The organism is Rhizobium sp. B21/90 (assembly GCF_019355815.1).
GTDB classification, from domain to species: domain Bacteria; phylum Pseudomonadota; class Alphaproteobacteria; order Rhizobiales; family Rhizobiaceae; genus Rhizobium; species Rhizobium rhododendri.
Window position 1 is genome coordinate 1,264,722 of sequence record NZ_CP072163.1, and the last position, 12,030, is coordinate 1,276,751.

12 protein-coding genes and 2 pseudogenes are annotated in these 12,030 nt (G+C 59.1%); 7 read left to right on the plus strand and 7 right to left on the minus strand.

The window, feature by feature from the left end; translation table 11 throughout:
* The first annotated feature begins 31 nt into the window (after positions 1–31).
* The 5 genes from J5278_RS23895 (at position 32) to J5278_RS23915 (ending at position 6,947) form a co-directional block, all read left to right on the plus strand.
* Positions 32–1,108, plus strand: a complete 1,077-nt coding sequence (locus tag J5278_RS23895; protein WP_219258610.1) for an efflux RND transporter periplasmic adaptor subunit — start codon at positions 32–34, stop codon at positions 1,106–1,108.
* On the plus strand, positions 1,105–2,184 hold the full coding sequence (locus J5278_RS23900; RefSeq protein WP_142831305.1) for an efflux RND transporter periplasmic adaptor subunit: 1,080 nt from the start codon (positions 1,105–1,107) through the stop codon (positions 2,182–2,184). The genes J5278_RS23895 and J5278_RS23900 overlap by 4 nt, the downstream gene beginning before the upstream one ends.
* Positions 2,181–5,252 carry an efflux RND transporter permease subunit gene (locus J5278_RS23905; RefSeq protein ID WP_219258612.1) on the plus strand — a complete coding sequence of 1,024 codons (3,072 nt, stop codon included), beginning with the start codon at positions 2,181–2,183 and terminating at the stop codon, positions 5,250–5,252. Before J5278_RS23900 ends, J5278_RS23905 begins: the two co-directional genes overlap by 4 nt.
* A gap of 149 nt (positions 5,253–5,401) precedes the next feature.
* Positions 5,402–6,472, plus strand: a complete 1,071-nt coding sequence (locus tag J5278_RS23910; protein WP_257623430.1) for an alpha/beta hydrolase — start codon at positions 5,402–5,404, stop codon at positions 6,470–6,472.
* Positions 6,473–6,512: 40 nt separating this feature from the next.
* Entirely contained in the window at positions 6,513–6,947 is a 435-nt protein-coding gene (locus J5278_RS23915; RefSeq protein ID WP_209229615.1) for a hypothetical protein, read from the plus strand.
* A gap of 34 nt (positions 6,948–6,981) precedes the next feature.
* Here J5278_RS23915 and J5278_RS23920 read toward each other — a convergent pair whose 3' ends face one another.
* Positions 6,982–7,590: a GNAT family N-acetyltransferase gene (locus tag J5278_RS23920; protein WP_219258614.1), complete on the minus strand. Its 609-nt coding sequence runs from the start codon at positions 7,588–7,590 to the stop codon at positions 6,982–6,984.
* Between the two features lie 162 nt (positions 7,591–7,752).
* Between J5278_RS23920 and J5278_RS23925 the strand changes: the two genes are divergently transcribed.
* Entirely contained in the window at positions 7,753–7,998 is a 246-nt protein-coding gene (locus J5278_RS23925) for a hypothetical protein (RefSeq protein WP_142831300.1), read from the plus strand.
* 64 nt (positions 7,999–8,062) lie between these two features.
* Here the strand turns inward: J5278_RS23925 and J5278_RS31685 are convergent, their stop codons facing one another.
* Positions 8,063–8,368, minus strand: coding sequence for a DUF2934 domain-containing protein (locus tag J5278_RS31685; protein WP_374109197.1), 306 nt, complete (start codon positions 8,366–8,368; stop codon positions 8,063–8,065).
* A gap of 56 nt (positions 8,369–8,424) precedes the next feature.
* Between J5278_RS31685 and J5278_RS23935 the strand changes: the two genes are divergently transcribed.
* Entirely contained in the window at positions 8,425–8,667 is a 243-nt protein-coding gene (locus J5278_RS23935; protein WP_209184732.1) for a hypothetical protein, read from the plus strand.
* An 83-nt stretch (positions 8,668–8,750) separates the two neighbouring features.
* Here the strand turns inward: J5278_RS23935 and J5278_RS23940 are convergent, their stop codons facing one another.
* The 5 genes and pseudogenes from J5278_RS23940 to J5278_RS23955 all read right to left on the minus strand — a co-directional run bounded on the left by J5278_RS23940 (position 8,751) and on the right by J5278_RS23955 (position 11,655).
* The gene (locus tag J5278_RS23940; RefSeq protein WP_219258615.1) at positions 8,751–9,497 is read right to left on the minus strand and encodes a GGDEF domain-containing protein; all 747 of its coding nucleotides are present in this window, start codon (positions 9,495–9,497) and stop codon (positions 8,751–8,753) included.
* Positions 9,498–9,732: 235 nt separating this feature from the next.
* Positions 9,733–9,840, minus strand: a pseudogene (locus J5278_RS31210) (IS630 family transposase); the annotation flags it as partial.
* Positions 9,833–10,457: pseudogene (locus J5278_RS23945) on the minus strand (transposase). The pseudogenes J5278_RS31210 and J5278_RS23945, both read right to left, overlap by 8 nt.
* Positions 10,458–10,589: 132 nt before the next feature.
* A complete protein-coding gene (locus tag J5278_RS23950) occupies positions 10,590–10,787 on the minus strand; it encodes a hypothetical protein (RefSeq protein ID WP_219258616.1) in 198 nt (65 codons plus the stop codon).
* Between the two features lie 619 nt (positions 10,788–11,406).
* The gene (locus J5278_RS23955) at positions 11,407–11,655 is read right to left on the minus strand and encodes a hypothetical protein (protein ID WP_219258617.1); all 249 of its coding nucleotides are present in this window, start codon (positions 11,653–11,655) and stop codon (positions 11,407–11,409) included.
* Positions 11,656–12,030 lie beyond the last annotated feature (375 nt).

The window sequence follows — 12,030 nt, forward strand, 5'->3', positions numbered from 1 at the left end:
CAAGCGGAGACTGATAACAAGAGGCCACTTCATGAAAAGCGTTTTTAGCATCGCGCTGCTGGCTTCGGCTGCCGCCGTGCTGTGCTCCTGCGACAAGCAGCAGAGCAGCGAGGCCAAACCGAAGCTGGTGGAGACGGTCGTCGCTTCAACCGCGCCAATTGCCGCGAGCAATTCCATTACCGGCGAGATAGACGCACGCGTCCAGAGCGACCTTTCGTTCCGGGTGAGCGGACAGATTATCGAGCGGCTCGTCGACGTCGGTTCGGCCGTCAAGGCTGGACAGGTTTTGGCAAGGATCGATCCCGCCGAGCAGAAGGCCGATCTGGCGGTGGCAAAGGCCACCCTTGAATCGGCGCAGGCCGTAGAGACGCAAGCTCAGCTCGCCTACCAGCGCCAGCTCAACCTCTTCAAGACGCAGGTGACCACCAAGGCCTCGCTCGACCAGGCGCAGGAGACGCTACTGACGGCACAGGGGACCACCAAGTCCGACCAGGCCTCGCTCGAGACAGCGCAGGACGCTCTCTCCTATACAGAGTTGCGGGCTGACTCCGATGGCGTGATCACCGCAAGGAATGCCGAAGTTGGTCAGGTCGCCCAGGCAGCATCCGCGGTCTTCACGCTTGCGCATGACGGGCCGCGCGATGCCGTGTTCAACGTCTACGAGTCGCTTTTCCTGAAGAACAAGCCCGTCGACAAGGTCACCATCACGCTGCTCTCCGACCCGACCCGCCATGTCGAGGCATCGATACGCGAGATCTCGCCTACGATCGATTCCACGACGGGGACCATCAAGGTCAAGGTTGGCCTCGAAAATGCTCCGACGATGCCACTGGGAGCACCGGTTGCAGGAACGTTCCGCTCACAGGCCGAGCCGATGATCGAGCTTCCATGGTCTGCAATGGCCTCCAAGGCCGGGCATACGGCTGTCTGGGTGGTCGACCCCGCATCCTCGAAAGTTTCCATGCGTCCCATCGATGTCTCCACTTACGGAACGGGGAAATTCGGCGTCATCAAGGGCGTCGCGCCCGGCGACATAATCGTCGTCGATGGCACCAAGTTCCTGCGTCCCGACCAGGTCGTTTCCTACGGTAAAGGCGCCGCCCAATGAATTTCCGCCATTACGTCTTACCCATTCTCGGGCTGGCCATGCTGACCTCCTGCGAAAAGCAGGAAGCCCACCAGGAGCCCATCCGTCCGGTGCTCTCCATCGTCGCCAAGTCCTCGGAGGCGTCCACGCTTTCGCTGCCGGGCACGGTGGAAGCCAGGATCGAGACGCAGCTCGCCTTTCGCGTGCTCGGCCGGGTCATCGCCCGCAACGTCAGCGTCGGCGACCTCGTCAAAAAGGGTGATGTCGTCGCCGCGATCGATCCGATTTCGCTCGAACTTGCGGTCAGGAGCGCCCAGTCCGATCTGGCAAACAGCCAGGCAACGCTTGCCAATGCCGCGTCCAGCCAGGAGCGCCAGCGCGCTCTAGCGGCCAGCAAGTCGGGAAGCCAGGAATCGCTCGACGAGGCGGTTCAGGCCTATAAGAGCGCCATTGCCGGTGTCGGTAAATCGCAGGCCAGTCTCGACAAGGCGCAGGAACAACTCGGCTACGCCAAGCTGCATGCCGAGTTCGATGGCGTCGTGACGGCAACCTCGGCCGAAGTCGGCCAGGTGGTTTCCGCCGGATCGAGCGTCGTGACGATCGCTCGCCCCGACCAGCGCGATGCGGTGATCGATATCCCGGAAGCAAGCTTCGGCAAGCTCACCGTGGGAGCCCCGTTCCAAGTGGCGCTGCAGCTCGATCCGACCGTGGTCGCCAAAGGCGTGATCCGCGAGGTCGCCCCGGAGGCCGAGTCGCTGACCCGCACAAGCCGAACGAAAATCACGCTCATCGACCCGCCCGACGCATTTCGCATCGGCTCGGTGATCACGGCGTCGGCGACCATTCCTTCCCAGCCGTTCATAGTGCTGCCGTCCTCGGCCATTCTGCTGAAAGACGACAAGCCGAATGTCTGGCTCGTCGATACGGCTGCGGCCAAGGTCTCCCTTCATCCGGTGACGCTTGACGGACCTGTCGTCGACGGCGGCTCCGTGAAGGTCACGGGCGGCATCAATCCTGGCGCACGCGTTGTCGTCGCCGGAGTTCATAAACTGAGCGACGGCCAGGCTGTCCGGATCGATCAAGGTGAAAATCCGTGAAAAAATTCAATCTTTCCGACTGGGCGCTCGAGCACCGTTCGCTCGTCTGGTATTTCATGATCGTCTTCGTGATCGCCGGTGTGTTTTCCTACATCAATCTCGGCCGCGAGGAAGATCCGAATTTCACGATCAAGACGATGATCATCCAGGCCCAGTGGCCGGGTGCATCGGCCGACGAGATGAGCCGGCAGGTCACCGACCGCATCGAGAAGAAACTCGAAGAACTGGATGCGCTCGACGTCACGCGTAGCGAGACCACAGCCGGGCAAAGCACCGTCTTCGTGGATCTGCTCGATACCACCAAGGCCAAGGATGTTGCAGGGATCTGGGTCAAGGTTCGCAACATGATCGCCGACATCAAGGGCGATTTCCCTTCCGGTGTCACGGGACCGACCTTCAACGATACATTTGGCGACGTTTACGGCAACATGTACGCCTTCATGGGCGACGGCCTGACCCAGAGGCAGCTGCGCGATCTCGTCGAGACCGCCCGCTCCAGGATCCTGACCGTCCCGAACGTCGGAAAGGTCGATGTCATCGGGGCGCAGGACGAAGTCGTCTACCTGGAGTTCTCGACCCGCAAGATCGCAGCATTGGGGATCGATCGCCAGTCGATCATCGATACGCTTTCCAACCAGAACGCTGTCACCCAGTCCGGCTTCGTTGATGCCGGGCCGGAGCGGATCGCGTTGCGCGTCGGTGGCCAGTTCACGTCTGAAGAGAGTCTGAAATCCATCAATCTTCGTGTCAACAACCGCTTCTTCCCACTCTCGGACGTTGCCACGATCAAGCGCGGGTATGTCGACCCACCCTCGGCCCTGTTCCGCTACAACGGACAGCCGGCAATCGGCCTCTCGATCGGCATGCGCGCCGGCTCCAACCTCCTGGAGTTCGGCAAGGGTCTCGATCAGAAGATGGATGCCATCATCGCCGACTTGCCAATCGGCGTGGACGTGGCACGCGTTTCCGATCAGCCGGCAGTCGTCGACGAAGCGGTATCGGGCTTCACACGTGCGCTGTTTGAAGCCATCGTCATCGTTCTTGCCATCAGCTTCATCAGCCTTGGCGCCCGCGCGGGCCTGGTGGTGGCGATCTCGATCCCTCTGGTGCTGGCGATCACCTTCCTCGTCATGTCCTACAGCGGCATCTCGCTGCAGCGAATTTCGCTCGGCGCGCTGATCATCGCCCTCGGATTGCTGGTGGACGATGCGATGATCGCGGTGGAAATGATGGTTGCCCGCCTCGAGGAGGGCGACGACCTGAAGACGGCCGCGACCTATGTCTACACTTCGACGGCTTTCCCGATGCTGACCGGGACATTGGTGACTGTGTCCGGCTTCATTCCGGTGGGCTTGAACAGCAGTGCTGCCGGCGAATTCACCTTCACCCTGTTTGTCGTCATTGCAGTTTCCCTGGTGGTCTCCTGGATCGTCGCCGTGGTGTTCACGCCGCTTCTCGGCGTCACATTCCTGCCAAAGACCTTGAAGTCCCACCACGACAACAAAGGTCGCGTCGCACGCACGTTTTCCTGGTTGCTGCGGCTCGCCATGCGCTTCCGCTGGATCACCATCGGCCTGACCGTGATTGCCTTTGCACTCTCCGTCGGCGGCATGGGCATCGTGCAGCAGCAATTCTTTCCATCGTCAGACCGCCCGGAACTCGTCGTCGACTGGAACCTGCCGCATAACAGCTCGATCTCCGAGACCAATAGGCAGATGGCGCAGTTCGAGAAGGAAGCGCTTGTCGGCAACACCGATATCTCGCACTGGACCAGCTACGTCGGCCAGGGCGCACCGCGCTTCATCCTGTCCTTTGACGTCCAGACCCCCGACGTGTCGTTCGGCCAGATGGTGATCGTGACCAAGAGCGTCGAGGTGCGCGACCAGGTGCGCACCAAGCTGCAGGCCTATCTGAACAAGACGTTCCCAGGCACCGACGCATTCGTCAAGCTGCTCGACATCGGTCCTCCCGTCGGAAAGCCTGTCCAGTATCGTGTCAGCGGCCCGGACATCCAGCAGCTGCGCGACATCACCCAACGGTTTGCCAGCATCGTCGGCAACCACCCGCTGCTGAGCAACATGACCTTTGACTGGAACGAACCTTCGCGCGTGGTGAAGGTTGACGTTCTCCAGGACAAGGCCCGCCAGTTGGGCGTGACATCCGCCGATATCGCCACTGCGCTGAACAGCGTCGTGCAGGGGTCTTCGGCCACGCAGATCAGGGACGATATCTACCTGATCGACGTCATCGGCAGGGCTCAGGGTGCTGATCGCGGCTCGATCGAGACGTTGAAAAATCTTCAGCTCCCCGGTACCAGCGGCAACTCCGTTCCCCTGTCGGCGGTTGCCAACTTCCACTATGAGCTGGAACAGCCGGAGATATGGAGGCGCGACCGTGTGCCAACGATCATCATCAAGGCAGCGGTGGTCGGTCCGACGCAACCTGCGACCATCGTCCAGGATCTGAAGGAGAAGGTCGACGAATTCCGCAAGACGCTCCCTCCCAGCTACAGCATCGTCGATGGCGGCGCCGTCGAGCAGAGCGCAAAATCGCAAGGGCCGATCGTTGCCGTTGGACCGCTCATGCTGTTTGCCATGGCGACTATCCTGATGCTCCAGTTGCAGAGCTTCAGCCGGCTGTTCCTGGTGTTTGCTGTCGCTCCGACCGCATTGATCGGCGTGGCATCGGCACTGCTCATCAGCAACTCGCCCATGGGCTTCGTGGCGATCCTTGGCATCCTGGCGCTGATCGGCATCCTTATCCGCAACTCAGTCATCCTGGTGGTGCAGATCGAGCACCTCAGAAGCGAGGGGCGGCCTCCATGGTTTGCCGTCATCGAGGCGACCGAACATCGTATGCGGCCGATCATGTTGACGGCGGCGGCGGCCACCCTAGCTCTCATCCCGATCTCTCGCGAGATCTTCTGGGGACCGATGGCTTACGCCATGATGGGCGGCATCGTCGTCGGCACCGTCCTGACGCTGCTGTTCCTGCCGGCACTCTATGTGGCCTGGTTCCGCATCCGTCGGGAAGAAGAGCCGGCCAGGCACGAGCCCGCCGCCGGATAACCGACTTGTCTGCGAGCGCCGGTGTTTTCGTCGGCGCTCACCTATCTCACGTATGATGCCGTTGAGAACGGTGTCGCGCCAACAAGGGCCGTGCCTTCATGATGTTTCCAGACAGATCGTACCGCCGCGCGGTACAATTGACGGTCGTAATGGCTATAGGCCTTTCCGGCTGTGCGTCCCGGCCATCCGCCGCCGTTCTCGACCCAGCACGGCTGACCAACCTCCCGCAAAAACGCATCGTTCTCTTGACTGCGACAAACCGCAACGCGCTCGGGCCTTCCAAGGGTTACGGGGTCAACTGGTCCGAGACCGTCGCCTATCAAAGCTATGAGATGTCGGTGCCGCCAGCCCATAAGGTCTCGGCGATCGAGTACCCCACGGATCGCCCGGATCCGCAGAAGCAATTCGTGGTGACGAAGCGTCAAGACCTGTCCGAGGGCGATTTCACCGCCGCTGCGGCTCGTTCCGTCGGCAGCGACGGAAGCGTCGAAGTCTATGTTCATGGCTACAATAATTCTTTCCAGGAAGCGCTTTATCGGGAAGCACAAATGATCACCGATTCAGGGCTCGACAGTCCCATCATGTTTTCTTGGCCGTCGCAGGCATCGGTCGTCGGATATGTGGCTGACAAGGACGCTGTGCTCTATTCCCGGCATGATCTCGAAACTGTCGTCAAAGCCCTTTCATCGGCAGACAAAGTCAAGCGCATCGTTCTTTTCGGCCACAGCATGGGCGGCTTTCTCGTCATGGAGGTTGTGCGTCAATTGAAGCTCGAGCATCGTGAGGACGTCATCGCCAAGTTGCAGGTGGTGCTTGCCTCGCCCGACATCGACCTCGACGTCTTCAAGTCGCAGATGAAGGAGATCGGCAAACTGCCTTCTCCGCTCACCCTGCTGATCTCCAAGGACGACCGCGCCCTTGAGGTATCCAGCCTTCTGGGTGCTGAGCGACCGCGGATCGGACGGCTGGATATCAGCGATCCAATTATTCAGCAGGAGGCCGTCAAGAACCACATCCGGGTTGTCGACCTGAGCTCCCTGAAGGCCACCGACGGCGTGGGACATGACAGGTTTGCATCGCTTGCCCGATTTGGTCGGCAGCTTGAAATGCTGGACAGAAAGCCATCGGCTGCTCGGGTTGGTGCATTCGTCTTCGACGCGGCAGGCTTTGCGGTATCGAGCCCGTTTAAACTGGCCTCGAGCGTCGTGACGCCGCGGTAACGTCGCTGCGGGCGGGCACCTCATTTGATAGGAGGTCCTTGTGGACGCTGCTTATGTTTCGGCCTTTTTCGGCCTGGCTGGTGCATTGGTGGGTTCTGTCACGTCATTCACCACGTCCTGGATCACCCTGTCGTCACAGGTGAAAGAGAAACGGCGCGAGGCCAATCGCACCCGTCGTGAGGCGCTTTTCGAAGGGTTCCTGTCGGAGGCTGCCAGATTATATGGTGATGCTCTCAGTCACGAGAAGGACGATATAGGCGATATCGTCATGATCTATGCGATCCTCGCCCGCATGCACTTGGTGGCGTCAAAGGCTGTCACCGACGCCGGCGAGCGGGTCATGGACGCCATCGTCGGCGAGTACATGACGCCGAACCGGAGCCTGTCAGAGCTCCGTCTTCTTGCTCGCAGCGGTCATATGAACGTCCTCGAAGAGTTCGCTGCCGCGTGTCGCAACGAGCTGGATGCTTTCTAGGGCCGCAAATCCGAAAACGCGATTGCGAGGCCGCCTATGCTTCAAGCAGCGCGACATGCGGAGCGGCAGTTTTCGGTATCGAGCCTGAAAGCCGCGGATCGGCGATGATTTCGACCATAAATTGAAACGGCTTAAAACCAGACCTACAGTAAAATGCGTAAGCTGATGGATGATCGAAGTGGCAGGTATGCAACCATAGGCGATCGATGTCCCTTGACCAGGCGGCGTTCAGCGCACTGGCCATCAGGTATCGTCCGCCACCTCGGCCGATAGCGCTGGCCACAAGCCCGCAATAGACGATTTCGCACTGGCCTGCTTCGCGAAAGTCGAGTTCAAGGAAGCCGATCTTCCGCGAACCGGCTTCGAGATAGTAGGTCTCGACATCGCGATCCGCGAGGGTTGCGGTGAGTTCGTCGTCCGGCATCTCGAGACGCGATACCCAAAGCCAGTTTTCGCCGACCGCTCGGTATAGTGCACGATATTCGCCGAGGTCCGGCGATTTCCAGCGCTGAAATGACATGCCGTCTTGCTCCGGGACGCTGATTTCCGGGCGCTGGCGCATCTCCAGACACGTGACGACGCTTGCAATCTGGCCAGGCGATACGGTCGAGTAGCCAGGCGGCAGCGGCGGCTTCAGTTCCATCAGTCATATTCCTTGTCGCGTACGGGGTAGAATGCGCTGCCCGTTAAAATTAACCTTAATTGATGATGAACAAAGTTTTGGCTAAGTCCCATGGATACCATAGGGCATTATAGGAAGTGATCACCGGGACGCCAGCGCGTTTCCAACAGCATCGAGGTCTCCATGAGCCGCCGTGCAAATCATTATGCCGAACTGTCCGGCCGCATCGTGTCGGCAGCGAAATTTTGCGAATTCCTTGACGCGGGGGGACGGGTGATGACGGGGGAGGACAGCAGCGGCTGGCGCGATGTCACGGCTGATGTCTTGCACAAGGAACGCATCAAGGTGCGAGAGCTCGAACGTATCCGCTCGCTTCTCTACTCCGACATGGTCCGAAAGGACAATGAGCCAAGCTTTATGATGCACTGACGTTGACAGACGCAAGCCCCCAGTGAATGGGGGCTCGGAACGAGCATGCGGCTGGGACGTCGCATTATTGTCCGGTTGCACCCAGCTGCGGTCTGAACCGGGTTCCCGAATGTCCGTTCCTGGCGCGCGCGCGAAACTGCAGAATCTCTGCTCCGTCAACTGATGCCCGCGTTTTCATCATCATTTCGTATTCCGCAACAGCCTTGCACCACGTTTCGTGATCCCTGCCGTTCGGTCTGCCGGCCTCCTCCCAGAGGGCGTAAGCGCGTTTGCTGATCCATCCGTCCCTGTCGATATTCATCCTCTCCTCCTCCTTGGCCAGAATCAACCAGCAACTGTGGTTTCGGTTCCCGGAGGACTGGGGAACCATTGGGCAGAACACAGGTTGGAGCTGTGTAATTGCTCTGGACACGATGGAGGAAAGAGATGGCCAACCCGGACAACCCAAGCAAAGCCAAGGCTACCGATATCGAAAAAGACGCCGCCGGCCAATACGGCAAGCTCATCAAATCAAGCGACAACAATGGTGTCGCAAGTGCCAAGCCGCGTGTCCTCACGGGCTCGGACGACGCCACGGTCAACAAGGCACCCGATGGCAAGGAGCGGAAGAAAGACTGGGAGCTGAACTATGACCCCGCCGACATGAACGAAGGTAAGTTCAGGGGCTAACGACTGGGTTTGGGGCGCTTGCATTCGCCAAGTTGCCCGGACCGGACGGAGGCAGCGATGCGTCCGATTGCGCACACTGGTATTCACCCGGTTACAATATTGACCCGGTTTCGGCCGCTAGCCTTGGCGAGGTACAAGTGTTGGTCCGCAATGGAAAACAGTTCGTCGTACGAAGCGGGGCGTTGGAAGGTGACGCCTCCGACGCTCACCGAAAGCGGGTTTGTGTCGTTTCCGGCGGGAAACTGGGCGTTTCGGATTGTCGACCGAATACGCTCGGCGATCTTGGATGCCTCCGTCACCGCCACACCTGGCAGAAAAACGCCGAACTCCTCGCCGCCAACCCTGCCGACAAGGTCCGCTGGTCCGAGGCAAAGCTTAATGCTCTGCGAGATGATCTTCAGAGCTTCGTCGCCCTTTTGATGCCCGAAAGTATCGTTGATAGCTTTGAAATGGTCGGCGTCTATCAAGAGGAGTGAACCGGAACGCAGCGTAACCTGCTCCTCGGCTCTTGCCAGATAGCTTTCGACCAGAAGAGTGAATGCGCCTCGGTTTAGGACCGCTGTTAAGCTGTCTGTCGATGCTGTGATGGTCAGTTCGCGGTGGGAGATTGCGAGTTGCTGAACTTTCCTCAACAAGAGAAAAAGCAATGGGCCAGCCAAGCATACGGGCAGAAGGATATCCACGACAAGCGAGCGGTTTATTGCCTCGTCCGTCAAGTTCACGAAATTGAACGAGTCAACGAACACCGAAATGCCTACGCACGCCAGTGTGATGGAGATCGTGCCAGCGATGACCCGCGTCCAGCCGGTTGGCGTCCAGTCCAGTTTCATTCAGAAGTCCTAGTACAATTTCGGCAAGGCGGTATTTATTCGGCAAGGATATATGCATCATAGCTTTAATTCATTAAGCAAATTTGCAGGCCGACGTTGAGCTATGCCCGCCATCACGGTGTGGCTGCGTGCGTCAGAGGGATTATCGAGCGACCGCAGCACCAGAGTTTTTTTAAACATCAGAAGCAATGGGAACAGTCGGCATCCCTTCTATCCGTCAGCATCAATCCGCATTCAGAAAGTCGAGGAGTTTGCTCGCTCGGTGGTGTTTGTAACACTGGCCAATCACAGCGCTAGTGGCAACGTCCAACGCAGCAAACAGCTGCGACGTGCCACTACGAACATCGTGTCCCATGTTGTGGTGTAGCTCCGGCTGTCGCCGTGCCTTCCAGACAGAGCCGGGAATGGATCAGCTTGCGTCTTGGCAGGCTGATGAGCGGATCATCGCTCATTGTGGCGATGGTCTCAAGTGACTTGTATCGGGATCGCTGAACGACCCACTCGTCATTCTGCTCAAGCAGTAAGGGCACCGACCAATCTGACGATGGCATCGTGTTGGGGAAGATGCCGACGACCTCAGTGCGCCGTTTGATCTCACCATTGAGGCGCTCGATCGGGTTTGTCGAATGAAGCTGCCCAATGCTGTCTGGGAAAGGTCATGTAGGCGAGCACGTCATGCTCAGCGCTATCCATGATATTGGACACCTTCGACACCTTCGACCTGATCTGGTCGGCGACATTGCGCCACTGGTGCTTGCAGCTTCGGGAGTCTCATGGGCAAAGGCCGTTGCGATGAAGGCGGACACGACACGCCGTCCGCTCTTTCCGGCATTGGCCAGGGCGTTACGCACGAAGTGGAAGACGGCACCTCTGCCAAGTGGCGGAGAGCACCTTCGACGCGGCTGCCTTGATACCCTCGTGCGCATCGGAGACGGCCAGCTTCACGCCCCGCAGGCCCATCAGTGGTATCCTTCAGGTTGGCTCTAAGCAACCCGACCCTAACGGAAAACACTGGCTCCTCGTCAGCGACACCACGGTGGGGGACACGATCGCTACGAATGTGGGTGTGGGTTCGCGCCTCAGCGACGCCCGTCAGCGCAAGTGCTGGAAAATGCCATAGTGATCCCCCGCATCCACGCGGGGCGTGATAAATTCCTCCCAATATTGGTCTGCTTCCGGTGGGTCCAAGCCCTCGTCTCTGCTTATTGTTTCACCATCTTCCATTAATCGGCCCACGCCGCCTCGCGATCTGTATTCTTTTGCAATTTCTAGGTCTCGTTCTTCGGACATCTGAATCTGCTCCGCAATGATGGAATTTCCGCCTTGTCGAGCGAACGCTCGGCACGTGGTAGAGTGATGAAGGTCGTTCGGCGAGTGCTTCGCGCTCGGCTCAACGTCTAGAACGCGCTAAGCCCAACGGGCGAAGGTCTGATGGGTTCCGGCTTAAATACAAAAACAAGCCCGGCCGTAGAGGTAGCCAAAACACCGAGCTTTCGGGTCGGCTAGCACTATGGGCGCCATCCAAACAACGATCGTGCCCGATTTCTGTCCTGGTGATAAGAAAATTCAACACGGCCTTTCAGGTGGATCATCCTCCTTCGGTTCAGTGCTTGTCACCTCTCCGACATCGTGAAGCGAATGAGGTGTTTGTGTCCACGGATCTGAGATTCAAGAACGTTTGCATCTTCCTGCTCAGCGTCACCCTCGGCATGAGGAGGCGATCACCTGTCTGAGGCGCCCCGTCTGGAAGTCAGATGTCGATACCGAACCCAGGATCGAAGGTCTGGTAGCATTCCTGGCCGAGGTAACCAGAACCCGCGTCGATCCCACGACGTGGTCCGGCCTGCTATGCAGGCGACGTGGAGCTAAATTTCGGGTCGCGGCAGGCTGCCTTCATGTATCCCAAGTTTCAGGCGTCAGCCGCCGATAGCGGGTCTGCCCGCTGCCGGTCCTCGCCCGAACGCTGGCTCGGCGCGTTGAGAGGCAAGAGCACGAGGCTGCCGTCGCCGCCCTCGCAAACGCTGTCTTCGAGGAACCGTCGGCTGACACCGTGCTTGTGGACCGTGTGAACCGGATGCAAGGGATTGAACGGCAGCTTGGAATCCTTAGGCAGCCTGTACTCGTCAAGCTCCGCCGCCTTGTCCTCCAGAGTATGCAAGTTTTCGCTTCCCTTGTCGTGACGGCAACCCCGATGCTACCGCGCAGGAAGGCGCGGCAGGACGCGTGGTTCCCGGCGCAGAAGCCGACCGGCATGCGGAGTGCCACGTTCCCGTCCAGAAGTCGAAGACTTGGAAGGGCGCCGATTGTCAAAACGTCCCCAGCGACCACACAGGACCGGGCAAGCCCTTCGACAGAAGACTTCAGCTAAGGGCCAAATGCTCCGCGTGCAGGATGACATTTGTGAACGCCTATTGAGAAGAAGCACGCCGCGCGGCGGCGCAAGAGCGATTTGTTGCACAGCACAACATTTCATAACTTTACAAAAAAATATAAATATGTGAAGTAAACACGGTCGATAACGATGCGAGCGTAG